This is a genomic window from Sulfuricaulis sp. (genome assembly GCF_041499725.1).
GTDB lineage: Bacteria > Pseudomonadota > Gammaproteobacteria > Acidiferrobacterales > Sulfurifustaceae > Sulfuricaulis.
On sequence record NZ_JBGQKW010000008.1, the window covers coordinates 1 to 22,834 of the forward strand.

At 61.3% G+C, this 22,834-nt stretch carries 21 protein-coding genes; 14 read left to right on the forward strand and 7 right to left on the reverse strand.

Annotated features, from left to right (window positions below; translation table 11 throughout):
- Nucleotides 1-770: carboxylating nicotinate-nucleotide diphosphorylase (nadC, locus tag ACC569_RS02625; RefSeq protein WP_372521944.1), on the reverse strand; the 770-nt coding region annotated here is incomplete at its 3' end.
- Nucleotides 771-964: 194 nt separating this feature from the next.
- Here nadC and ACC569_RS02630 point away from each other — a divergent pair.
- Nucleotides 965-1,300, forward strand: coding sequence for an ArsR/SmtB family transcription factor (locus ACC569_RS02630; protein WP_372521945.1), 336 nt, complete (start codon nt 965-967; stop codon nt 1,298-1,300).
- 35 nt (nt 1,301-1,335) lie between these two features.
- Here the strand turns inward: ACC569_RS02630 and ACC569_RS02635 are convergent, their stop codons facing one another.
- On the reverse strand, nt 1,336-2,673 hold the full coding sequence (locus ACC569_RS02635; protein WP_372521946.1) for an MFS transporter: 1,338 nt from the start codon (nt 2,671-2,673) through the stop codon (nt 1,336-1,338).
- Between the two features lie 147 nt (nt 2,674-2,820).
- Between ACC569_RS02635 and ACC569_RS02640 the strand changes: the two genes are divergently transcribed.
- The 3 genes from ACC569_RS02640 to ACC569_RS02650 all read left to right on the forward strand — a co-directional run bounded on the left by ACC569_RS02640 (nt 2,821) and on the right by ACC569_RS02650 (nt 7,852).
- Nucleotides 2,821-3,573, forward strand: coding sequence for a lysophospholipid acyltransferase family protein (locus ACC569_RS02640; protein WP_372521947.1), 753 nt, complete (start codon nt 2,821-2,823; stop codon nt 3,571-3,573).
- Between the two features lie 88 nt (nt 3,574-3,661).
- Complete coding sequence (gene clpB / locus ACC569_RS02645) at nt 3,662-6,268, forward strand: ATP-dependent chaperone ClpB (protein WP_372521948.1); 2,607 nt, start codon at nt 3,662-3,664, stop codon at nt 6,266-6,268.
- A gap of 78 nt (nt 6,269-6,346) precedes the next feature.
- Nucleotides 6,347-7,852 carry a DegQ family serine endoprotease gene (locus tag ACC569_RS02650; RefSeq protein WP_372521949.1) on the forward strand — a complete coding sequence of 502 codons (1,506 nt, stop codon included), beginning with the start codon at nt 6,347-6,349 and terminating at the stop codon, nt 7,850-7,852.
- 85 nt (nt 7,853-7,937) lie between these two features.
- On the opposite strand, the gene ACC569_RS02655 is transcribed toward ACC569_RS02650, so the two are convergent.
- Nucleotides 7,938-8,810, reverse strand: coding sequence for an alpha/beta fold hydrolase (locus ACC569_RS02655; RefSeq protein ID WP_372521950.1), 873 nt, complete (start codon nt 8,808-8,810; stop codon nt 7,938-7,940).
- A 196-nt stretch (nt 8,811-9,006) separates the two neighbouring features.
- Between ACC569_RS02655 and hrpB the strand changes: the two genes are divergently transcribed.
- Nucleotides 9,007-11,595, forward strand: a complete 2,589-nt coding sequence (gene hrpB / locus ACC569_RS02660) for an ATP-dependent helicase HrpB (RefSeq protein ID WP_372521951.1) — start codon at nt 9,007-9,009, stop codon at nt 11,593-11,595.
- A gap of 15 nt (nt 11,596-11,610) precedes the next feature.
- On the opposite strand, the gene ACC569_RS02665 is transcribed toward hrpB, so the two are convergent.
- Nucleotides 11,611-13,299: an EAL domain-containing protein gene (locus ACC569_RS02665; RefSeq protein WP_372521952.1), complete on the reverse strand. Its 1,689-nt coding sequence runs from the start codon at nt 13,297-13,299 to the stop codon at nt 11,611-11,613.
- 176 nt (nt 13,300-13,475) lie between these two features.
- Between ACC569_RS02665 and ACC569_RS02670 the strand changes: the two genes are divergently transcribed.
- Both ACC569_RS02670 and ACC569_RS02675 read left to right on the forward strand, forming a co-directional pair.
- Entirely contained in the window at nt 13,476-14,204 is a 729-nt protein-coding gene (locus ACC569_RS02670) for an MBL fold metallo-hydrolase (protein WP_372521953.1), read from the forward strand.
- Nucleotides 14,205-14,306: 102 nt separating this feature from the next.
- Nucleotides 14,307-14,693 carry a hypothetical protein gene (locus ACC569_RS02675; RefSeq protein WP_372521954.1) on the forward strand — a complete coding sequence of 129 codons (387 nt, stop codon included), beginning with the start codon at nt 14,307-14,309 and terminating at the stop codon, nt 14,691-14,693.
- A 13-nt stretch (nt 14,694-14,706) separates the two neighbouring features.
- On the opposite strand, the gene ACC569_RS02680 is transcribed toward ACC569_RS02675, so the two are convergent.
- Nucleotides 14,707-15,396 carry an SRPBCC family protein gene (locus tag ACC569_RS02680; protein WP_372521955.1) on the reverse strand — a complete coding sequence of 230 codons (690 nt, stop codon included), beginning with the start codon at nt 15,394-15,396 and terminating at the stop codon, nt 14,707-14,709.
- Between the two features lie 67 nt (nt 15,397-15,463).
- Between ACC569_RS02680 and ACC569_RS02685 the strand changes: the two genes are divergently transcribed.
- From ACC569_RS02685 to ACC569_RS02700, 4 genes are all read left to right on the forward strand, one after another.
- Entirely contained in the window at nt 15,464-15,889 is a 426-nt protein-coding gene (locus tag ACC569_RS02685) for a cupredoxin domain-containing protein (protein WP_372521956.1), read from the forward strand.
- Nucleotides 15,890-15,908: 19 nt separating this feature from the next.
- Entirely contained in the window at nt 15,909-17,378 is a 1,470-nt protein-coding gene (locus ACC569_RS02690) for a lipid biosynthesis B12-binding/radical SAM protein (RefSeq protein WP_372521958.1), read from the forward strand.
- Nucleotides 17,375-18,073 (forward strand): ferritin-like domain-containing protein, encoded by a 699-nt coding sequence (locus ACC569_RS02695; RefSeq protein ID WP_372521959.1) that lies wholly within the window; start codon nt 17,375-17,377, stop codon nt 18,071-18,073. The genes ACC569_RS02690 and ACC569_RS02695 overlap by 4 nt, the downstream gene beginning before the upstream one ends.
- Before the next feature lie 132 nt (nt 18,074-18,205).
- Complete coding sequence (locus tag ACC569_RS02700) at nt 18,206-19,171, forward strand: SMP-30/gluconolactonase/LRE family protein (protein WP_372521960.1); 966 nt, start codon at nt 18,206-18,208, stop codon at nt 19,169-19,171.
- Nucleotides 19,172-19,259: 88 nt separating this feature from the next.
- Here ACC569_RS02700 and ACC569_RS02705 read toward each other — a convergent pair whose 3' ends face one another.
- Complete coding sequence (locus ACC569_RS02705) at nt 19,260-19,562, reverse strand: carboxymuconolactone decarboxylase family protein (RefSeq protein WP_372521961.1); 303 nt, start codon at nt 19,560-19,562, stop codon at nt 19,260-19,262.
- Between the two features lie 189 nt (nt 19,563-19,751).
- On the opposite strand from ACC569_RS02705, the gene mug reads away from it, so the two are divergent.
- From mug to ACC569_RS02720, 3 genes are all read left to right on the forward strand, one after another.
- Nucleotides 19,752-20,345, forward strand: coding sequence for a G/U mismatch-specific DNA glycosylase (gene mug, locus ACC569_RS02710; RefSeq protein WP_372521962.1), 594 nt, complete (start codon nt 19,752-19,754; stop codon nt 20,343-20,345).
- Between the two features lie 102 nt (nt 20,346-20,447).
- Nucleotides 20,448-21,065, forward strand: a complete 618-nt coding sequence (gene wrbA, locus ACC569_RS02715) for an NAD(P)H:quinone oxidoreductase (RefSeq protein WP_372521963.1) — start codon at nt 20,448-20,450, stop codon at nt 21,063-21,065.
- Nucleotides 21,066-21,454: 389 nt separating this feature from the next.
- Nucleotides 21,455-21,850, forward strand: coding sequence for an SRPBCC domain-containing protein (locus ACC569_RS02720; RefSeq protein ID WP_372521964.1), 396 nt, complete (start codon nt 21,455-21,457; stop codon nt 21,848-21,850).
- 143 nt (nt 21,851-21,993) lie between these two features.
- On the opposite strand, the gene ACC569_RS02725 is transcribed toward ACC569_RS02720, so the two are convergent.
- On the reverse strand, nt 21,994-22,575 hold the full coding sequence (locus ACC569_RS02725) for a glycine zipper 2TM domain-containing protein (protein ID WP_372521965.1): 582 nt from the start codon (nt 22,573-22,575) through the stop codon (nt 21,994-21,996).
- Nucleotides 22,576-22,834: the final 259 nt, after the last annotated feature.

The following is a 22,834-nucleotide window of genomic DNA, read 5'->3' on the forward strand; positions in this document are numbered from 1 at the left end:
ACCCCGGTTTCAGCAAAGGCTCGGATGTTGGAAAGATTTATCCCGCCGGAGGCCTCGAGCTTTGCCCGTGCGCGCGTTTCCGTGACGGCGGCTTTCAGTTCCACCACGCTAAAATTGTCGAGCAACAGGCGATCCGCGCCGGCGGCCAGCGCCTCGCGCAGTTGCGCGATATTTTCCACCTCGATCTCGACGCCGGTGCTCTTGGGCGCCGAGTGGCGCGCGGCCTCGAGCGCCGCCGTGATGGAGCCCGCGGCGGCGATATGATTTTCCTTGATCAGGATGGCGTCGTACAAACCCATGCGGTGGTTTTGTCCGCCGCCGCGGGTGACGGCATATTTCTGCGCGCGGCGCAGTCCGGGAATGGTCTTGCGCGTGTCGAGAACGATCGTTTTCGTGCCGCGCACCGCGTCCACGTATTGGCGGGTGCGTGTCGCGGTGCCGGAGAGCAGCTGGAGGAAATTGAGCGCGGTACGCTCGCCAGTCAGAAGACCGCGCGCCGGGCCGCTGGCATTGCAAAGCGCCTGACCGGCGCGCATGGCGTCGCCATCCTTGACGAGCCAGACGACGCGGATGTGCTTGTCCACTTGGTGGAAAACCTCGTCGAACCAGGCCGTGCCGCAGAGCACGGCGTCTTCGCGGGTAATGACCTGCGCTTCGACGCGTGCGTCGGCGGGGATGAGCGCCGCTGTCAGGTCGCCCGCGCCCACGTCCTCGGCAAGCGCCCGGCGGACCGTTTCGGTGACGTCATCGGGAAGTTTCGGCATAGACATCAAAAAGGCATGAACTTCCACGCTTCTGTGTGGTTTATTGTCAGGCGGGTGAGTCTAACCAAGAGCGCAGGGACGAGACAGGGCAATATCAGTAATTCATCGCGTTCGAATATATTGACATGTTTTCCGGTTGCGCTATGCTGAGCCTGATTTGATTTACGGTCTGGTTCCGAAATGCCGTCGTTCCACGTTGCATGAACCCCGAATTCGCCGATCGCCTGCCCGAGAACTGGGAACGGTTCTCCCGCTTCTTTTCCGCGCTGGGTGACACCACCCGCCAGCAAATCCTGCTGGTGTTCGAGCCCGGTGAGGAAATCTGCGTCAACCACATCGCGCGCTTGTTCAAGATCAGCCGCCCGGCCATCTCGCATCACCTGAAGGTTCTGCGCAATGCGGAATTGCTGGTGTCCGAAAAGCGCGGCAAAGAAGTCTACTACCATATCAATCAAGCTTACTGCGCCGAGGTCATGCGCATCGTGCACGACTTTGTCACCAGCCGATCTGTTAGCGTCATCAAGCCCGCTGCCTGACCTGGCGCCACTGACTCGGCCACACTTTGAATAGCTTAGCGAGATGCCGTGGTGGGGGATTGATCGTTGCCTGCTTCTAAAATGCCTTGGCGGACGTTTACCCTGAATAACAACAGCAGGCCCAGGACAAAGAAAACAATCAGCGACAGAATGGCAATGCGGTAGCTGCCGGTGAATTGCAGTGCCAGACCGAAGAGCAGCGGACCAAGCCAGCTTGTCCCCTTGTCGCTAATTTCATAAAGTCCGAAGTATTCCGATTCCTGGCCCTGGGGGATCATCAGCGAATACACCGAACGGCTGAGCGCCTGACTTCCGCCAAGCACGATGGCAATGGCGGCGGCCATCATAAAGAAATCGCGGGTGGTTTTCAGAAAGGCGTAGGCATAAACCAAAGTGCCGATCCATATCAGCAGGCTGATGATGATCGCTCGTTTAGCGCTTACCGCCCGGGCGATATAGTTGAACAGGATCGCGCCAAAGAAACCGACAAACTGGACCATCAGGATAACGGTGGTCAAGGTGGTCATGCTCAACCCCAGCTCTTCCTGACCGAACACGGACGCCAGCGAGATGACTGTTTGAATGCCATCGTTGTAGATCAAGTACGCGACAAGAAAAAGCAGCGCATGGGGATGGGCGCGGATTTTGCCCAAGGTGTTCCGCAGTTGCCTGATCCCGACGGTCAGGTAGTGCCCACCCGGCGGCAATTGCTTGACGGGCTGACGCCGCTTCAATGCCACGAGGGGGATTACCGTGAAAACCGCCCACCACACACCGGCGGAGGCGAGGTTGATACGCACCACTTCGCCGATGCTGAACCCGAAGTCGCTGGCTTTGGCGAAGAGCAGAAGATTCAGGGCAAGCAACAGGCCACCGCCGATATAACCAATCGCCCATCCCATGGATGAGACGCGATCGCGTTCTTCGGGCAGGGCGATGTCTATGAGAAAAGCGTTGTAAAAAACGATGGAGGCTCCGAAACTCAGGTTGGCGACAAGAAACAGGGCGCCGCCGAGCAGATAATTCGTGCCCTGAAGAAAATACAGTCCCATGGTGGCGAAGGCGCCCACGTAGGCAAAAACGGCCAGCATCTGTTTTTTGAAATGCGAGTAATCGGCGATGGCACCCAACAAAGGGAGAAATATCACTTGCAACAGGACGGACAGGGAGACGACATAAGGAAAGAACGATTCCGGCGCTACCTTAAGCCCCAGCGGGTAGACAAAACCGCCACTGCCTGCCGCCGCTTTGGCGATGGTCGTGAGATAGGGGCCGATAAATACGGTCAGAACGGTGGTAGGAAACGCGGAGTTGGCCCAGTCGTAGAAATACCAGGCACGCTGTTCCCTGCGGTGGGCAATGGATTTTTGCATTATTATGTGTCGCCATGGTTAGGACAGGCCACGGCGCTGTCCCGCACCAAGTTTATTTTATTGTGGCGTATTCCGTGGCGATCTACCAGAACATAAATACGAATCAATCCGACGGTGCAGTGTCTGCCCGTGGAAGAGGGGCAACGGGTGTCTGAGCGAGATCTTGTGTGGCTGATGGGGCTGGGGTTCGTCCTGGTAGGTGCCGGCGGGTTGTGGCGCTGGTTTATCCGCCGCTGCGAACGCGCCCATGTCGCTGACTGGGGTAGCAGCTGGCTCAACCGCCTGGACGGGCTCAACCGGATTCTCTGCCGCCGTTTCCACCGCCTCAACCACGAACTACTGAACCTTCCCGCCACCGGCGGCGTGCTCGTGGCGTCCAACCACGTCTCCGGCCTCGACCCGCTGTTGCTCATCGCCGCCAGTCCGCGGCCATTGCGTTTTCTCATCGCGCGCGAGCAATATGACCGCTGGTGGCTCAGATGGCTGTTGCGCGCGGTCGGCTGCATCCCGGTGGAACGCACGCGCAATCCGCGCGCCGCGCTGTACGCCGCACGCGAGGCGCTGCAGCGGGGCGAAGTGGTGGCGTTGTTTCCGCACGGTCGCATTCATCTCGACCATCACCCGCCGACGCCACTCAAGCGCGGCATCGTGCTGTTGGCGCGCATGACCGGCGCGCCGATTCTGCCGGTGCGCGTGGAGGGCGTCCGCGCGCAGGGTATGACCGTCGCGGCGGTCTTTGTGCCGAGCCGCGCGCGCGTCCAGGGATTTGCTCCCCTGCGATGCGACGGCCAGTCGGTGGAGGATTGTCTTGAGAAATTATGGGATATCCTCGCGGCGCCGCAGGTTCGCGCCGGACACGAAAATCCGCACCGTCCTCAGCGCCGGCGGATGCCGGATTGATTGGAAATCCGCGCATTGACCCTTGAAAACAGGAGGCCATTCCCCCAGTTATCTAGCACGAATCTGAAGAATCGAGGACGATTACCCCATGCGCATGGACAAATTGACCACCAAGTTTCAGCAGGCGCTCGCCGACGCGCAAAGCCTGGCGCTCGGGCGCGACCACCAGTTCATCGAACCGGTGCACCTGATGACGGCGCTGCTCGACCAGGAAGGTGGCACGACCCGCAGCCTCCTCGCCAAGTCCGACGTGAACGTCAACGCCCTGCGCACGAAACTCTCGCAAGTGCTCGACCGCCAGCCGACGGTGGAAGGCGCCGGCGGCGAGGTGCATGTTTCCAACAATCTGTCCACGCTGCTCAATCTCACGGACAAGTACGCGCAGAAGCGCGGCGATCAATATATTTCGAGCGAACTGTTCCTGCTCGCCGCCTTGGAGGACAAGGGTGAGTTCGGACGCCTGCTCAAGGAAGCGGGCGTTTCCAAAAACGGCATCGAGAAAGCCATCGATGCCATGCGCGGCGGGCAGAAGGTGGAAGACCCGAACGCCGAGGAAGGCCGCCAGGCGTTGGAGAAATATACCATCGATCTCACCGAGCGCGCCGAGCAGGGCAAGCTCGATCCGGTCATCGGGCGCGATGACGAGATCCGCCGCGTAATCCAGATCCTGCAGCGGCGCACCAAGAACAATCCGGTGCTGATCGGCGAACCCGGCGTCGGCAAAACCGCCATCGCGGAAGGGCTCGCGCAGCGCATCATCAATGGCGAGGTGCCGGAAGGAATGAAGAGCAAACGCCTGCTCTCGCTCGACATGGGTTCGCTCATCGCCGGCGCCAAATTCCGCGGTGAGTTCGAGGAGCGGTTGAAAGCCGTCCTCAAGGATCTGTCCAAACAGGAGGGCCGCATCATCCTGTTCATCGACGAACTCCATACCATGGTCGGCGCCGGCAAGGCCGAGGGCGCGATGGATGCCGGCAACATGCTGAAACCGGCGCTGGCGCGCGGCGATCTGCACTGCGTCGGCGCCACCACCCTGGACGAATACCGCAAGTACATCGAAAAGGACGCCGCGCTCGAACGACGTTTCCAAAAGGTGCTGGTCAACGAGCCCACGGTCGAGGACACCATCGCGATTCTGCGCGGCCTGAAAGAGAAATACGAAGTACATCACGGGGTGGACATCACCGATCCGGCGATTGTCGCCGCGGCCACGCTTTCGCATCGCTACATCACCGATCGCCAGTTGCCGGACAAGGCCATCGACCTGGTGGACGAGGCGGCGTCGCGCATTCGCATGGAAATCGACTCCAAGCCCGAATCCATGGATCGCCTGGACAGAAAACTCATTCAACTCAAGATCGAGCGCGAGGCACTGAAGAAAGAGACCGACGAGGCTTCAAAGAAGCGTCTGACCACGCTCGAAGGCGAAATCAAAAAACTGGAAAAGGAATATTCGGACTTGGAGGAAGTCTGGAAATCCGAAAAAGCGGCGGTTCACGGCGCGCAGCACATCAAGGAGGCGCTCGATCGCGCGCGCCAGGAATTCGAAACCGCGCGCCGCGCCGGCGATCTGGCGCGTTTGTCCGAACTGCAATACGGCCGCATTCCCGAACTGGAAAAGCAGCTGAATGCCGCGCAGGCCGCCGAAGGCAAGGAGCGCAAGCTCCTGCGCAATGCCGTGACCGAGAATGAAGTGGCCGAAGTCGTGTCGCGCTGGACCGGCATTCCAATATCCCGAATGATGGAAGGCGAGCGCGACAAATTGCTGCGCATGGAAGAGGCGCTGCACCAGCGCGTGGTCGGTCAGGACGAGGCGATTCGCGCGGTTGCCAACGCCATCCGCCGCTCGCGCGCGGGCCTTTCCGATCCGCGCCGTCCCTACGGCTCGTTCTTGTTCCTCGGACCCACCGGCGTTGGCAAGACCGAACTGACCCGTGCGTTGGCCTATTTCCTGTTCGACAGCGACGATGCCATGGTGCGCATCGACATGTCCGAGTTCATGGAAAAGCATTCCGTGGCCCGGCTCATCGGCGCACCGCCCGGCTACGTCGGTTACGAAGAGGGCGGTTATCTCACTGAAGCCGTGCGTCGCAAACCCTATTCCGTGATCCTGCTCGACGAGGTCGAGAAGGCGCATCCGGACGTGTTCAACGTGCTGCTGCAGGTGCTGGACGACGGACGCCTGACCGACGGCCAGGGGCGCACGGTGGATTTCCGTAATACGGTGATCGTCATGACCTCGAACCTGGGCTCGAACGTGATCCAGGAACTGGCGGGGGAAGAGAACTACGACAAGATGAAACTGGCGGTCATGAACATCGTCAGCGGTCATTTCCGGCCGGAGTTCATCAACCGCATCGATGATATCGTGGTGTTCCATCCGCTCGGCCGCGAACAATTGCATCGTATCGCCGAATTCCAGGTACAGTACCTGCGCGCCCGGCTGCGCGCGCGCGAGATGGATATCGAGCTTACCCCGCGGGCACTGGACAAGCTGTCCGAGGCCGGTTTCGATCCGGTATTCGGCGCGCGGCCGCTCAAGCGCGCCATTCAGCAGCACGTGGAAAATCCCCTGGCGCAGGAAATTCTGGCCGGGAAGTTCGGACCCAAGGATGTCATCGAGGTCGACGTGGCCGCGGACGAGCTGGTTTTCCGCAAGAAACGCCCGGCCGGAAAGAAAGCCGGGGTCGCCTGACGCTAGACGGGTGAACTTTTTCGTGTTTTCCCCATCCATGTGACTAGATAAAATAGCCCGCAACCCGGGAGGAATAATATGTCTTTGGATCGTCGCTCGTTCAAGGTAGGCATCATTGCCGGCGTGTTTCTCGTCACCGGCGTGGCGGTCGGAATCGTGTTCAGTTCGCGTCTCGGCTGGCTTCCCAGCGCCGTCAGCAGCCCTACCGAGGGGGCGGCAACCACGGCGCCGGCATTGTCCGGGCCGACACCGCCTAATTTCGTCCCGATCGTCAAGGCGGTCATGCCCGCGGTGGTGAATATTTCCACCAGGCGCACGGTGCGTTCACAGGGCGGCGACGTGCCCTCGCAATTTCAGGACGATCCGTTTTTCCGCCAGTTCTTCGGCGAAGAATTTTTCCACCGCTTCCAGATGCCGCGCGAGCGGCGCGAGAGCAGTCTCGGTTCCGGGGTGATCGTGGATTCCGCCGGCTACATCGTCACCAACAATCACGTCGTGGCCAAGGCCGACGAGATCAAGGTGTTGCTCAACGACAAACGTGAGTTTTCCGGCAAGGTGGTGGGCACCGATCCAAAATCCGATATCGCCATCGTCAAGATCAACGCCAGGGATCTACCGGTCATTCCGTGGGGCGACTCGGACAAGCTGGACGTGGGCGAATACGTCCTGGCCATCGGGAATCCTTTCGGACTCAATCAGACGGTGACGCAGGGCATCGTCAGCGCCGTGGGACGCGCCAACGTCGGTATTGCCGATTACGAGGATTTCATTCAGACCGATGCCGCGATCAACCCCGGCAACTCGGGCGGGGCGCTGGTGAACGCGCGCGGCCAGCTGGTGGGCATCAACACCGCCATTTTTTCGCGCTCCGGCGGATACATGGGTATCGGCTTCGCCGTGCCGAGCAACATGACGCGCTCGGTCATGGACAGCCTGATCAAGACCGGCAAGGTGGTGCGCGGCTGGCTCGGCGTTTCGATCCAGGAGGTCACGCCGGATCTGGCGAAACAGTTCGGCATGAAGGAAGCCCGGGGGGCGCTGGTGAACGAGGCCATTCTGGACAGCCCGGCCGCGGCCGCCGGTATTCAGAGTGGCGATATCATTACCGCGTTCAATGGCAAGGCGGTTGACAGCCCGAGCACGCTGCGCAATTCCGTGGCGCAGACCGTGGTCGGCAAGAGCGTGAAGGTGGAAGTGTTGCGCGAAAAGAAATCCATGACGGTTGACGTGAAGATTTCCGAACAGCCGAAGGATATCGCGCAGTCGGAAGGCGAGACCGCCCAGGGCGATGGGAAGGACACGGCGCTGGCCGGCGTCGAGGCGCGCAACCTGACCCCCGACATCGCGCGCCAGCTCGGATTGCCTCCGGGAACAATGGGCGTGGTGATTGCCGGCGTGGAGCAGGGCAGCGCCGCCGAGGAAGCGGGGCTGCAGGAAGGTGATGTCATCATGCAAATCAACCACCAGCCGGTCCGCAACATTGGAGATTTCAAACGCCTGAGCGGCAAGCTTTCGAAGAAAGACAGCAGCTTGCTGCTGATCAATCGCCAAGGGCGTAAATTGTTCCTCGCGCTCCGGCCGTGACGGTTGTGTAGGGGCGGGATTTATCCCGCCCGTGGGCGCGTGAATTGTGCCCCTACTTCAAGTAGATTCATGCCGCCGCAATAATTCAGAGCGGAAAACGCTCGCACCATTTTTCGATAGCCTCCCGAACCTGCCGCGGCTTCTCCGTCAGCGGCCAGTGATAGGCATCAACCATAACGGTCCGCACCTGCGCATTTCCAGCGAGCATTTTTTGCGTGATGCCCGGGTCCGTGTAGGTAATGCCGGAGGAGAGCAGCGCCAGGATCGGCACCTTGATCTCCGCCAGCGCGGGCAGCGGACGGCTGATCTCGATCAGCTCCTGCAGAAAACTCGCCAGGGGGAAAAACTTCAGATCCTCCCACGGCGACGAATACAGCTCGATCATCTCTTTTTGTTTGCCCGCCGCAAGCAGGTCTTGCCGCGTTTTCTCGTCAAGTTTTCGCAGGTTGCGGACCGGAATGTGTCGTCGGCGCAACCCCAGCCTGCTCGGCAGGTGGACCAGAACCGCCAGCAGGCTGATCGCGGGCCGCAACCAGCTCAGGACTCGCATGCCGCCGCGCAGCGCCTGGTGAAAGATCGGGTCAATGAGCACCAATCCGCGCACGCGGGCCGGATAACGCGCCGCGAACTGCACGGCGACCTGCGCCCCGAGGCTGTGCCCGATAAGCAGCGCCTGGTCGTAGCCCTCCGCATCGAGAATATCCCGCAGGTCCCGACACCAGATTTCCAGGCCGAGTCGGCCACGCGCGAAGGATTCGCCGTGACCGCGCAGGTCGGGTCGCAGCAGATCCCAGGACTCCTTCAGCGACGTGTGTTCGACGAATTCCGACCACCGGCTCATGTTGCTCGCCACGCCGTGCAACAGCACGATCAGTCGTCGTGGCGCCGCCGCCCCGCGAAAAAGGTGGTAGCCGAGCGTGGCGCCATCGGCTGTAGTCAGATTGCGGATCACTTCCATCGGTGTACAGAGAATAGAGGCGCGCGTGAAATTTCGCCACTAAGGTCGTACTGATTAATGCACGACGGGTTTGTGGTATAGCGTGGATTCCAGGGAATCTATACCTCGCGCCACAATGAAAGTAGTTTATTCAGAACGTCCCTAACCGTTGGTTTCCGCAACACGCCGCGCCGCGGGTTTGCCGGAGCGATGGCCCATGATAGATTCCGGTCATGTATTTTACCTGCCACCGCGCGGCGCGATGGACCTGTTGCCGGCTGCCATGAGCCACGAACCTCTGCCGATTGACGGGATACTGCCGTTACTGCGCCAGACGCTCGCCGTGAATCATGCCGTGGTGCTGCAGGCGCCGCCCGGCGCGGGCAAGACCACCCACGTTCCCCTCGCGTTGCTTGACGAAGCCTGGCTGGCCGGACGTTCCATCCTGATGCTGGAACCGCGGCGGCTGGCGGCGCGCGCGGCGTGCGCACGCATGGCCCAGCTGCGTGGCGAAACGGCGGGGGAGACGGTCGGTTATCGCATCCGCTTCGACAGCAAGGTAACGGCAAAAACCCGCATCGAGGTGCTCACCGAAGGAATCCTGACGCGCCGGTTGCAAACCGATCCCGAATTGAAAAATGTCGGGCTGGTCATTTTCGACGAGTTTCATGAACGTCACCTGCATGCCGACCTGGCGCTGGCGCTCTGTTTCGACAGTCAGAAGGTCTTGCGCGAGGACCTGAAGATTCTCGTGATGTCCGCGACCCTCGACGGCGAATCGATATCGAAACTTCTGGACGATGCCCCGATCGTGACCAGCGAAGGTCGCCGCTATCCGGTGGATATTCGTTATCTTCCGCGCGACCCCAGCGGACCCCTGCCGCCGCTAGTATGCGATGCCGTACTGTCAGCGATCGAGAAGGACGAGGGCGATGTGCTGGTATTTCTGCCCGGCGCGTGGGAAATCCGCCGCACCCAGGAGTTGCTGGAAGCGCAGGTCGCCGCGCGCGTGGATGTATTTCCGCTCTACGGCGATCTGTCATGGGAAATACAGGATCGCGCTATCCGTCCGTCCGCCGGCCGGCGCAAGATCGTGCTGGCCACACCGATTGCCGAAACGAGCCTGACCATCGAGGGCGTGCGTGTGGTGGTCGACAGTGGTTTCGCGCGGGTTCCGCAGTTCGACCCACGCTCCGGACTGACGCGCCTGGTGACGGTGCGCATCTCGCGCGCTTCGAGCGAGCAGCGCGCCGGGCGCGCCGGACGGCTCGCCCCGGGTGCGTGCTACCGGCTCTGGAGCGAAACCACGCAGCGCGGTCTGGTGCCGCAGTCGCTGCCGGAAATCCGCTCCGCGGATCTGGCGTCGTTGGCGCTGGAACTGGCCGCGTGGGGTGCGCGCGAGGCGCGCTCGCTCGCCTGGCTGGATCCGCCGCCCGAAGCGGCATTCAGTCAGGCGCGTGAACTGCTCACCGAGCTCGATGCCTTGGACAGCTCGGGCCTGATTACAAAAACCGGACGCGCCATGGCACGTCTGCCGCTGCACCCGCGTCTGTCGCATATGCTGTTCGCGGCGCAACACCTCGGACTGGAAGCGCTGGCGTGCGATGTCGCCGCGCTGCTTTCGGAGCGGGATATTCTGGCCGGTGAGTCGCGTCGATCGACCGATTTCACGCAGCGGCTCGAGGCATTGTGGGCGTTCCGCCTACACGGCCGTCAGGGCGCGCAGTCGCATCATGCCGATGCCGGCGCGTGCGCGCGCGCCAATCAGGCCGCGCAGCAGTTCCGGCGGATGCAGTCTTTGTCCGAACCGGTGAATACCGCCGATGCCGGATCGGCAGGGCTGTTGCTGGCGCTGGCGTATCCCGACCGCGTGGCACTGGCGCGGGCACCGGGTGAGACGCGCTATCTTCTGGCCTCGGGCCGTGGGGCGCGCTTGCCGGACGCGGAGATGCGTCTGCGCCAGCCCTGCATCGTGGCGGCCAGCCTCGACGCCGGGGAAACCGAGGGCCTGATTTATTCCGCCGCACCGCTCGATGTGTCCGTATTGCGCAAACATCTTGCGACGCATCTCCGGACCGAAGACGTGGTGCGCTGGGATGGACAACAGCAAGCGGTCGTCGCGCGCCGCGAGGAACGTTTCGGTACGCTGGTTCTGGACAGTAAGCCGTTGACCGCTGCGGATGCGAACCAGATGCGCGCCGCGATGCTCGGCGGCATTCGCCGTCTGGGAATCGAGACGCTTCCCTGGACGCGCGAAGCCCGCGAATATCAGGCGCGGATTCTGTCGCTACGTCATTGGTTACCCGATGAAGGCTGGCCGGACGTTTCGGATATGGCGTTGCGTGACACGCTGGATGACTGGCTGGGGCCGTATCTGGACGGCATCACGCGCCGCGATCACCTGACGCGACTCGATCTGTCCGCGATTCTGAAAAATCTGCTCGCCTGGGAGCAGGGCCGGCGTCTCGAGGAAGAGGCACCGACGCATCTGGAGGTGCCGAGCGGATCACGCGTGCGGCTTGAATATATTCCGGGCGAGTCGCCCGCGCTCAAGGTGAAACTCCAGGAAATGTTCGGATTGGCGGATAGCCCGCGCGTGGCCGGAGGCAAGGTACCGGTGACGCTGCACCTGCTCTCGCCGGCGCAGCGGCCGATTCAGGTCACGCAGGACCTGCGCGGTTTCTGGGAGCGGACCTACCCGGAAGTGAAAAAGGAATTGAAGGGGCGGTATCCCAAGCACCCGTGGCCGGACGATCCGTGGAGTGCAACACCGACCGCGCGTGCCAGGCGACCCCCGCGGTCATAGGCTTATGCGTGGGGATTACAGCGGTTCAGGCATGTGCAGGCCGAAGCCTTGCGCGTAGTCGACGCCGATCTCCCGCAGTTTCGCCAGGATGGCGTCGTTTTCCACGAATTCGGCGATGGTGAGCAGGCCCATGATGTGACCGATGCGGTTGATGGATTCCACCATGGCCAAATCCGTCAGGTCGTTGGCGATATTCCTCACCAGCAGGCCGTCGATCTTCAGATAGTCGATCGGCAGTGACTTGAGGTAGCCGAACGAGGACATGCCGCTGCCGAAATCGTCGAGTGAAATACAACAGCCGATTTCCTTCAGTTCGCGCATGAACGCCGACGCGCGTGGCAGATTGGAAATCGTCACCGTTTCCGTGATTTCGAAACAAAGCGCCTGCGGAGGAATCCGGCTTAAGGCTATTTGTTCTTTCAGGAAAGCGGGGAACCGCTCGTCGTTCAGACTCGCGCCGGAGAGGTTGATCGAACAGGATACGTTACCGCCGGAATTCAGGCGGCGGTGGAATTCATCGTTGCCGGACAGCAAGTGGTGCACCACCCAACGGTCGATGACCGGCATCAAGTTGTATTTTTCCGCCGCCGGCAGGAAGACGCCGGGCGCGACGACGTTGCCGGCTTCGTCGATCAGCCGCAGCAGCACTTCAAAATGTTCGGACCCCTCGCGTGGAGCGCCGACCGGGACGATTTTCTGGTAATACAGGCACAGTCGATTTTCTTCCAACGCCCGGTTCAGCCGGGCGACCCAGCTCATTTCAGTGCGCTTGAGCGTGCAATCGCGCCCGCCGAAATACAATTGCACCCGGTTGCGGCCCTTGTCCTTGGCCACGTAACAGGCGGCATCGGCATTGCTCAGAACGGTCGCGGGGCTTTCACTTTTGGATGTAATGGCGCAGGCGCCGATACTCACCCCGACATCGAAGGAGCGTTGTTCCCACTGAAAGCGGAATCCGGCGATGGTTCGCCGCAGCGTTTCGGCTATTTCCAGTCCGCGTTCGACCGAACAGCTTTCCAGCAGCACGCCGAATTCGTCGCCGCCCAGTCGTGCCATGGTGTCGTTCGCGCGGATATGTTCCCGAGTCCGCGCCGATAGCTGACGCAGCAGTTCGTCGCCGGCCATGTGTCCGCAGGTATCGTTGACGATCTTGAACTGGTCCAGGTCGAGATAAAGAAGCACATGTTCGGCGTTTCGGGATTTGGCGGATTCGAACAGTTCATGCAAGCGTCGCTCGAACTCGCGCCGGTTAACCAGCCCGGTCAGATCGTCGTAACGCGCATGGTGGTTCACCAGCGCCATCATTTCCGCGCGCTCGGTAATGTCGCGCACCACGCCGATCACGAGATCGCCGCCTTCCACGTCTACCTTGTTCATGCTGATCTCGACCCAGCGCGGCTCTCCGTGTTTGGGTTCGAGGCGGCACTCGAAGCGCACCGGTTTGCCGCCGAGCACCGTCTGGAATTGTTTCTTGAACAGTTTTTTATTATCCGTGTCGCCGAAGAATCGGGTGATGGGGAGGCGCCGCTGGTGTGCCGACAGGGTCTCCTCGGTCTCGCCCAGCCAGGAGGTGAGCAGGCGATTGGCGACGTGGAATTTCATCTCGTCGCAGACAACGAAAATACCGTCATTCGCGCTATCAATATAGGCGCGCAACAACGACAGATGGAAATCCGTATCCGGCGGGGTTTTCGTCTTCGACATCACAGAGGGTACCTCCGGCGCGATAGCACTTCGGGACTGACGCCGGGTGCCATCGCGATACCCATAAAACAAGCAAGATTTGTACCTGTTTTCGAAGAATTATGGTATTTCCCCGAATAGGTCCGAATTATGCACGTGAAACCCCAGAATTGTTGGATAACCGGGGGCGTCGTTCCGTGTTTTTCAGACAGAAAACCTCAAAAGACAGCACGCTGTCGTATCTGTTTGGTTGTGGCGGACTGGGCAAGGCCGTGGCCGTCGACGTGGTGGCGGGCGATGAGGAGTGGTTCGTGGAAGAGGCGAGCAAAGCCAAGTCTGCGATCACGCATGTCATCGACACCCATGTTCATGCGGATCACTATTCCGGCGGACGCAAACTGGCCCTACGGGTAGGGGCGCAGTATTGCCTGCACGCGAGCGCCCCAATTAATTTCCCTTGTCTCCTGCTTAACGATCGCGACGTGATCGAGGCCGGCAACGTGCAGGTCACGGTCCTACACACGCCGGGGCACACGCTCGACAGTGTCTGCCTGCTGGTGACCGACATGCGTCGCGGTCCGGAGCCATGGTTTCTGCTGACCGGCGATACGCTGTTTGTCGGTGGCGTCGGCCGGCCGGACCTCACGGGGCGGGAATACGACATGGCCGGCATGTTGTTCGATTCGCTGCACCGGAAGCTGCTGATGCTGCCGGAGCACCTGGAATTTTTCCCCGGCCATCAGGCCGGCAGCATGTGCGGTTCGGGGCTCTCCGGCAAGCCGAGTTCTACGCTGGGGTTCGAAAAACGCTGTAATCCGCTACTCGCCATCACGGACAAGGAACAATTCATCCGCCAAATTACCAGCAAGCTGCCTCCGCGCACTGCGGAGATGGGTCAGATCGTGCTGATCAACACTGCCGCGTGACATAACAACGTCGTTTCCACGTTTGTTTCGTAAGTAATCCACCGCCCCAAGCCGTTGCGAAAACCCGTGGATACGGAGATGATTTGGGCCGGAGCCCATTGCATGAATCATCCCGTCCCGCGCCCGTCAAAGCGCACGCTGCTGTCGATCATCGAACTCGGCGGTTACCCCAATTTCACGCCGCTCTATCAGCAGGCGGGTTATGCCGTGGAATCGGTAACGTCGGTGCGCAAGGCGCTGGGTCTACTCAAGAAAATAAATCCCGACGTCATCGTCGCCGAGTTTAATTTCCAGTCGGATTTCCGTGACCGCACCAGCAGTCTCGAATCGCTACTAGCCGTCGTGCAGCGGTCGCCAACTACAAAAGTGATTGTCTTCTACGAAAAAGACCAGGCGCATCAGCTTGTCAAACTCCAGACACAGTTCCCGATACACGCCGCGCTCGCCTATCCGATCGACACGCATTTGCTCGAGGCCAGCCTGCGATGAACGTTTCTCCCGGCTAACGTCCGGAAACCGGCGTCGCGGGACTGCCCGGCGCCGGTGATATTCCATCCGACCCGGCGGCGCGGGCGCGCACGGCGTCGATGACCTTGGGCAGATAGCGGTTCATCGCGAACGTCACGAGCCAGGCGGGCAGCGCACCGCCGGGGTCGAAGTGCAAGGAATAAATCGCGTCGGTGGCCGCGCCGCCGGAGACCGGTGCCAGTTCCCAGTAACCCGTGAACGCGGCCGGGGTAATTCCTTCCGCGTCCGGCGCGGGCCGGTTTGTTTCCGGGACTAGGCGCCATTCGACGCGCCAGTGTTCCTGCGGAAAGGGCGTGTATCTATCACGGCTCTCAATGACATAATGTCGGTCAGCTACCGGCCCGGGAAAGTGCAAATGCTGAGAAACCCGGCGTAGCCCGTCTTCACGGTGCACTACTCGGCTGCGCACGACGTATGGCACGAACTCGGCGAAGCGGTCGTAGTCCGTGATCACCGAGAACAGGCGCGCCGGCGGGACCTCGATGCGGACGCGTGCCAGGGCAGCGGGTACGGCGACACCCGGCACGGCGCGGTTATAGAGTCGCAGGCCACCCCGTTCCGACACCGGATACCAGCCGGCTTTCAGGATGGGGTTTTCCTCCGGGACCGCCGGCCCGGCCGGTTCCGCGGCCGCCGCCACTATCCCAAAGAACGCCAGGAACAAGAATGCAACCCGTATGTCGAAGCAATCACGACGCCTGCGAACGTCGGATAAACCACAAGGAGGTTTCATGGAGAAGGATAATAAGTCAGAACGCGGGGCACGGCGCAAAAGATTTTCGGCCGTTCTCGCCTGTACATTGCTGGTTTCGGTTCCGCTCGCGGCGCTCGCCGCGGAGACCGGAGCCCAGCAGGTCACGGTTCATCTCGGCGATTACCGCTTCCACCCCGATGCCATTGAATTGGTCGCCGGCCAGCCGGTGGAACTGACGCTGGTGAACGACGACAAAATCACACCGCACAACTTCACGCTGAAGGGACCGAACGCCGGCATCGATCTGGATGCCGCGGTACCGGCTGGCGAATCCACCACGCTGCACTTTACTCCCCCGACGGCCGGCAGTTACATTTTTTACTGCAACAAAAAACTTCCTTTCATGAAGAGTCACCGCGAACGCGGCATGGAAGGGAAACTCGTCGTTCGGCCCGCCTCCTGAACGCGGCATAGAGAAGCCCATGCGAGTTCTCCTGGTCTCTGCGAACCGCGAGCGGATTCCCGATCCGATCTTCCCGTTGGGATTAGCCTATATTGCCGCCGCCGCGCGCCAGGCGGGACACGAAGTGGCCGTGGCCGATCTGTGCTTTGGCTTGCATCCACTCGATGACTTGCGCCGGCAGGTGAACGCATTTCAACCCGACGTCGTCGGCCTCTCGATTCGCAACATAGACAACGCGGCCTATCCGCTCACCGTGGAATATCTGGATCAACATCGCGAGGTCGTGGATACGCTGCGTGCTGTCACGCACGCACCGATAGTTCTGGGCGGATCCGGTTTCGCGATTTTGCCGGGGCCGTATATGCAGGCCCTGGATGGCGACTGGGGTGTGGCGGGGGAAGGTGAACAGGCGTTTGTGGAACTCCTGGCGGCGCTCGATCGCGGATGGAATCCGGCCGGCATACCGGGTGTGATATCCCGCCGCCGCGCTTCGGCAGATACGCGAGCCTCCGCCACGCCGGTGCGGCGGCCCACCGACTGGGCAGCGGGGCTGCGTCCGGCGCGCGATCTTTTCGATTACCCGCGCTACATACGCCGCGGCGGCATGGGCAACGTTCAGACCAAGCGCGGATGCGTGTTCAAGTGCAGTTACTGCACTTATCCCTTGCTGGAAGGAAACCGTTTCCGCGCGCGCGAGGCCGGCGACGTGGTGGACGAGCTCGAAGCGCTGATGACGGATTATGGACCGCATGACGTTTTCTTCGTTGACTCCATCCTGAACTTTCCAGTCGGCCACGTGGAAGCGCTGTGCGCAGAAATTTTGCGACGCCGGCTGCGGCTGCGCTGGAGCTGCTATGCCACGCCCGTCAAGCTGGGCCGTGAGCAGGCGAGCCTCATGGCGCGCGCCGGCTGCGACGGGATGGAACTCGGCAGCGACGCCGTGGAAGACGGCCAGCTCGGACGCCTCGGCAAATCGTTCGATGCCGATGCCGTACTCCGCGCCAACGCGCATGGCCTGGAGGCCGGACTGCGCGTCTGCCATACGGTGATCTTCGGCGGGCCGGGCGAAACCGAAGCCAGCGTGCGCGCCACCTGCCGGGCCCTGCGCGCCATGCGGCCAACCGCCGTGGTCGCCATGACCGGCGTGCGGCTCTATCCCGGCACGCCCCTGACCCGACAACTGGTCACGGAAGGAAAAATTCGGTCCGATGAAGCGGGACTTTTGCCCACGTTTTATGTCGAACCGGAGGTGAGAGATTTTCTGCCCGGCTATCTGCTGCGTCAGGCGCGCGCGGCGGGTAACTGGGTGTTGCCGGGTCTGAGTCCGCCGTTGCTGCCCACCAGTCAGCGCGTATTGCGCGCCCTGGGCATTTCGGGTCCGCTGTGGCGGTTGTTGCGGTTTTCCGCGATGCGCGCCGCCAGCCGTACCAAGTTTCTGCGTCCCAACACCAGTTGGGGTATCCCTAACCCAAGGAGGAAAGTCCTATGAATCTGCAAAAGTCAGTCGAAGACAATGGTTATCGCCAGTCCATGGGCCAGCTGTTGATGCTCTACACCCAGGTCGACCGGCTCATCATGGAAGTCTGCGCCCAGCGTTTGACCGATGCGCCCGATGAAGACGCGGAGCTGTCGCTCGCCAAGCAGGTCGGCGATGAAAGCCGCCACGTTACCATCCAGCGCCAATGGATGCGCCAGTTCGGCGCCGCCCCCACGCCGCTCATCACGCCCGAACAGGAGCAGATGATCCGCGAGTATTTCCACGCCTTGCCGTGGATCGATTTCCTCGCCGATCTTTATGTTTGCGTCGAGGCGCTGGGCAGCGAGGCGGTGGAGCGTATCGTGCCGCTGGCCGATCCCGGCACGCGCGAATCCCTGCGGATTCCGCTGGCGGATGAGCTGGATCATGTCGCGTTCGGCATTTCACGACTCCGGAAGGAACTGGCGCGTCTGCCCAAAGCCGAGCGTCAGACTTTTCTGGAACGGCTGCCCGCGCGCATCGAATCGCTGGCGGACGCCTTCCACGGTTTCGGTGTTCCCGTGCGGAGTCTGTTCGAGGCCGTCGGCGCGGATTACGACCGGCTGTGCGAACTATTGGAAGATCGCCAGAAGGAACTGATTGCCGAGCTGACGTTCGGGAAGCAGCCGCCGCAACCGACCCACGCAACAGCGGTTGTTTCGGCCTAAGAATTTAGGTGTGCTGAGTTAATGTAGGGCGGGTTAGCGCTTGTTTTTTGGCGCGTAACCCGCCGAACCTTGCTTTGCGCATCTGATACGCAGGCGTAATATCCTCGTGTCCATCTCAGTAAGAGAGAATGCATGCGGAGGAGGGTTTTCCTTTTCGCGGTTGTAGCGGCCGCATTGTGGTGCGCGGCGCCGTCGTATGCCGCTGAGCCAATAATCAAGGAATTTCCCGTACCCAAAGGTTCGCAGCCGCACGACGTCGCGCCCGCGCGCGACGGCGGCGTGTGGTACACCGCGCAAGCTTCAGGCGCACTCGGTTGGCTCGATCCAATAACAGGCAAAACCAAACACATCCCACTCGGCAATAACTCCGCACCGCACGGCGTGATCGTCGGGCCCGATGGCGCGCCGTGGATCACCGACGGCGGCCAGAACGCCATCGTGCGCGTGGACCCCAAGACCGAAAAGGTGGACGTCTTCCCGCTGCCGCAGGGCACGCCTTATACCAATCTCAACACCGCGACCTTCGATAACAATGGTGTCCTCTGGTATACCGGCCAGAGCGGTTATTACGGCCGGGTCGATCCCAAGACCGGCAAGGTGGAGGTGTTCGAAGCGCCGCGCGGGCGCGGGCCGTACGGCATCTGCACCGCGCCGGACGGAAGCGTGTACTACGCCTCGCTCGCGGGCTCGCACATCGCGCGCATCGACACCAAGACTGGCCAGGCCACGGTGATCGAACCGCCCACGTCGCACCAGGGCGCGCGGCGTGTGTGGGCTGACTCGCGGGGCCGCATCTGGGTGAGCGAATACAATGCGGGCAAGCTCGCGCTGTACGACCCAAAGGGTAACGGCTGGCGCGAATGGAAACTCCCCGGCAACAATCCGCAAACCTACGCGGCGTACGTGGACGACAAAGACATCGTCTGGCTTTCCGATTTCGGCGCCAACGCCATCGTGCGCTTCGATCCCAAGACCGAAAAGTTCACTGTGTTCGCGCTGCCGAGCCGCGGCGCAAGCGTGCGGCAGATTCTCGGAAGGCCCGGTGAAGTGTGGTTGCCGGAGTCTGGCGTGGACAAGCTCGCGGTGATTCGCGAGTGAGCAGCCGGAATCAGGAGAGAGAAACGCCGCGCGCCGAGCCGCGCCGCCCGGCAAGAGCGGCACTACTCGTGGCGCAAGCCACCCACGCTTAAGCGCCGAGATATTTCTTCGCCGTCGCGACACCCGACAGGACCACCGGGAAACCGGCAAGTCCGGTCGCCAGCAGGATGGCGTGGTAGATCTCGGCGTTGTTGGCGCCGGCCTTCCTAGCCTGAGAAATGTGGGCCACCACTCCGCCTTCGTGTTGCAACGCCGTGGAGATGCCGATCTTGATCAGCTCCGCCGTTTTGGCATCCAGCGGACCTTCCTTGTCGCAGGCGCTTCTCAGCTGCGCATAGGCAGTCCAGGTCTTCGGAAATTGCTTCTTGAAATCTTCGAGAGTTTTGGGCATGACCGACTCCTTCATCGATGAGGGGATAGCAGCATAGGGAATAATGATTCTTGAGTCATTATTTCCACGCATGTCTTCTATGTGCCGCGGAGCACCCGCAGGCCGGCTGGCGTGATTTTACGGTTCGATTCCTTCGATGGCACAGCCATGTTCCCTGGCGTCTGGCGTTGTGGCAGGCTCTATCGGCACATGACCAAAAGACCAATAAGAAAAGCGCCACACATCGAGCCGCGCCGCCCGACAAAGGCGGAGCTTCTTGCCGCGCGCAATAAAACCGTTCCCGACGTCATCGCTCCGCGTCTGAAAGTACTATTCGTCGGCATCAACCCGGGACTTTATTCGGGTGCGGTGCGCCACCATTTCGCCCGTCCCGGCAATCGCTTCTGGCCTGCGTTGCATAAATCCGGCTTCACGCCGCGACTACTTTTGCCGTACGAAGAACGCGAGTTGCTCAAATACGGCTGTGGCATCACCAATCTCGTCAACCGCACCACGGCCAACGCCGCGGAGCTCGAAGAAAATGAACTGCGCGCTGGCTCCCGTCGCCTGACAGCGAAGGTCCGCCGCTATCGCCCGCGCGTCGCCGCCGTCCTCGGTGTCGGCGCGTATCAAGCTGCTTTCGGCCACACCCGCGTCCGCATCGGCGAACAACCGGAGCGAATCGGCAACACCCGGGTCTGGGTTCTGCCCAACCCAAGCGGTCTCAACGCCAATTATCAACTTCCCGACCTCGCGCGGCTTTTGCGGAGGCTATACAGAGCGGCGGAGAAGAGTAACATTTAAATATCCCTGTCGGAGGAGGTAAGCAACAGAAATCAAAAACCGTTCAGCTCCGTATCCCGGCGTACGCCGGATATGGCATCAATCCCGAAAGCGAGGTGAAACATGGCAACCAAGATTCAAGTCGTGTTCTACAGCATGTACGGCCACGTTTATCGGCTGGCCGAGTCGGTCGCGGCGGGCGCGAAGGAGGTCGCCAACACCGAGGTGTCGCTTTACCAGGTTGCGGAACTGGTGCCCGACGACGTATTGGAGAAGAGCGGGGCCAAAGCGGCGCGCGCCGCGTTCGCCCGCGTGCCGGTCGCCAAGCCTGAGCAGCTAGCCGATGCCGACGCAATTATCTTCGGCACGCCGACGCGCTTCGGCAATATGTGCGCGCAGATGCGCAACTTCCTCGACCAGACGGGCGGTCTGTGGATGAAGGGCGCGCTCATCGGCAAGGTGGGCAGCGTGTTCACCAGCACCGCGACCCAGCACGGCGGACAGGAGACGACGATCACGAGCTTTCACAGCACGCTGCTACACCAGGGCATGGTGATCGTCGGCGTGCCCTACTCCGAACAGCGGTTGCTCAACATGGACGAGATCACCGGCGGCTCGCCCTACGGCGCCTCGACGATCACGAAGAGCGACGGATCGCGGCTGCCTTCGGAGAACGAGCTGGCCATTGCCCGCTTCCAGGGCAGGCACGTTGCGGAGATCGCCGTCAGGCTGACGCGCTAGCGGGGCGCTTTGGCGCTGCACCGCAGAGCCCTGGTTGTGAATCACACTGCAAGGTTCAGTGTGCATGGCGCATTCCCCATCACGTCGCCACCGGCGTTTGAAACAACCGGCGACAATGTGATATCCAGGCGAACTCTTCCGGTTGCGCGAGGGTGAATAACCTGTCACCAGCTCGCTGGTTCCGGCGTTTTGCGCTCCACGGCAGCGTGAACTCGGTGTCCGTGGTAATAGTCTGTGAATGTATTCCGCTTCCTTTCCGAGTCGGAGGCATGACAGTATGATAACGAATAATAATTCGCCATGGACAAGATGATCTTGGCCTACTGGCGCTGCGCAACGATCATTCACAGACTCCGCGCCTAGCAACCCACCAACCGGAGACATCGGTCATGCCACAGACCATCCAGCAAAGCGTTACCCTGCCAGCCACGCCCGCGCGCCTGTTCGCCATGTATCTGGATCCCAAGCTGCATGCAGCGATTACCGGTGCTCTCGTCACGATCAGTCCCGAACCAGGATCGCCCTTCCACGCCTTCGATGGCGCCCTCTCCGGGACGATGCTCTATACGGTGCCGCAGCGACTCATTGTGCAGACGTGGCGATCCACCCACTGGAATAACGATGATCTCGACTCCATCCTGGTTCTGACCTTCTGGCCGGCGGGGGAGGTTGGACGCATAGACCTGGTTCACGTCAACGTCGCCGATCACGACGTGCCTGGCGTGACCGAGGGCTGGGAGAAGTATTACTGGAAACCGTGGCGACAATACTTGCAGTCGCATTAGCCGAACCGGCGTAGCTACATCGTAACCCCATCGCCTCAGGAAACCTTTGTTCAGGCTTTCTAAGGCCGCGTATCCTTGCAAGACTGCGAAATTGAGTTATGCCCGCGTAAACGGGCACGACGATTGGTGTCTTGAAACGCCGCTCAGTTGCGGACGAGAGTGCCGTTGACGATTTTCACTTTGTCGCCCACGCCAACGCCGGCCGCGGCATCGAGCGTGAGGTCTTGGCGCGTGCCGTCATCCATGCGCACGCCGACGCGGTAATGGGTGACCTTGTTCGAGTTCTTTTCGATCTCGTTGCCGGCAATCGCACCGCCGACGGCACCGGCCACGGTGGCGAGGTCCTTGCCGCGGCCTTTGCCGATCTGATGACCGAGCACGCCGCCGAGCAGGCCGCCCGCCACCGCGCCGCCACCGGAGGCTTTACCTTTCTCCGTTAGGCTCTCGATCGATTCCACCACACCGCAGTCGTGACACACGACCGGCGCCGCGGCGCTGGCCACCTGGGCTTCAGGTGCATGGGCTTTGAACGCCGAGCGCTTGTGCGTCACTGTCGGCGTTACGGCCTGAGCCGGCGCGGGCGGAGTTGATTCCGCTTGCTCGGCGACCACGGCGGGGCGTTGAATTACGCCGGTCATGACCGCGGCGGCCACCGCACCGACCGCGAGCACGAACGTGGTGACGATGGTGATGATCGTCTTTTTGTTTCCTTCCGGGTTTGTCATCTTTGTCTCCTTTATGAGAATCCGTGCCGTTCGACGGCGATCCTGTGATAGTCGTTAGATACTCCCGAGGCAGCTAAGTTTTCAGCCAAAACAACTAAAACCCCGGGTGGCAACTCGACGTTACACAGTTAACGCGCATGTGGCCCCGCGGTTTACAGGCTATTAAATTTGCGAATGCCTGAATCCTCAAGACTGGCAATCTCTTCCGCGTGCTTCCGTGAATAAGGTCCGGTCCTGCTACGTCAAGCGCGCGGATATA

What these genes read in the sequence shown, in the direction of transcription:
- ACC569_RS02630 (WP_372521945.1), top strand. Translation starts at nt 965, where the DNA reads ATGAACCCCGAATTCGCCGATCGCCTGCCCGAGAACTGGGAACGGTTC.
- ACC569_RS02635 (WP_372521946.1), bottom strand. Translation starts at nt 2,673, where the DNA reads ATGCAAAAATCCATTGCCCACCGCAGGGAACAGCGTGCCTGGTATTTC.
- clpB (WP_372521948.1), top strand. Translation starts at nt 3,662, where the DNA reads ATGCGCATGGACAAATTGACCACCAAGTTTCAGCAGGCGCTCGCCGAC.
- ACC569_RS02650 (WP_372521949.1), top strand. Translation starts at nt 6,347, where the DNA reads ATGTCTTTGGATCGTCGCTCGTTCAAGGTAGGCATCATTGCCGGCGTG.
- ACC569_RS02655 (WP_372521950.1), bottom strand. Translation starts at nt 8,810, where the DNA reads ATGGAAGTGATCCGCAATCTGACTACAGCCGATGGCGCCACGCTCGGC.
- hrpB (WP_372521951.1), top strand. Translation starts at nt 9,007, where the DNA reads ATGATAGATTCCGGTCATGTATTTTACCTGCCACCGCGCGGCGCGATG.
- ACC569_RS02665 (WP_372521952.1), bottom strand. Translation starts at nt 13,299, where the DNA reads ATGTCGAAGACGAAAACCCCGCCGGATACGGATTTCCATCTGTCGTTG.
- ACC569_RS02675 (WP_372521954.1), top strand. Translation starts at nt 14,307, where the DNA reads ATGAATCATCCCGTCCCGCGCCCGTCAAAGCGCACGCTGCTGTCGATC.
- ACC569_RS02685 (WP_372521956.1), top strand. Translation starts at nt 15,464, where the DNA reads ATGGAGAAGGATAATAAGTCAGAACGCGGGGCACGGCGCAAAAGATTT.
- ACC569_RS02690 (WP_372521958.1), top strand. Translation starts at nt 15,909, where the DNA reads ATGCGAGTTCTCCTGGTCTCTGCGAACCGCGAGCGGATTCCCGATCCG.
- ACC569_RS02695 (WP_372521959.1), top strand. Translation starts at nt 17,375, where the DNA reads ATGAATCTGCAAAAGTCAGTCGAAGACAATGGTTATCGCCAGTCCATG.
- ACC569_RS02700 (WP_372521960.1), top strand. Translation starts at nt 18,206, where the DNA reads ATGCGGAGGAGGGTTTTCCTTTTCGCGGTTGTAGCGGCCGCATTGTGG.
- ACC569_RS02705 (WP_372521961.1), bottom strand. Translation starts at nt 19,562, where the DNA reads ATGCCCAAAACTCTCGAAGATTTCAAGAAGCAATTTCCGAAGACCTGG.
- mug (WP_372521962.1), top strand. Translation starts at nt 19,752, where the DNA reads ATGACCAAAAGACCAATAAGAAAAGCGCCACACATCGAGCCGCGCCGC.
- wrbA (WP_372521963.1), top strand. Translation starts at nt 20,448, where the DNA reads ATGGCAACCAAGATTCAAGTCGTGTTCTACAGCATGTACGGCCACGTT.
- ACC569_RS02720 (WP_372521964.1), top strand. Translation starts at nt 21,455, where the DNA reads ATGCCACAGACCATCCAGCAAAGCGTTACCCTGCCAGCCACGCCCGCG.
- ACC569_RS02725 (WP_372521965.1), bottom strand. Translation starts at nt 22,575, where the DNA reads ATGACAAACCCGGAAGGAAACAAAAAGACGATCATCACCATCGTCACC.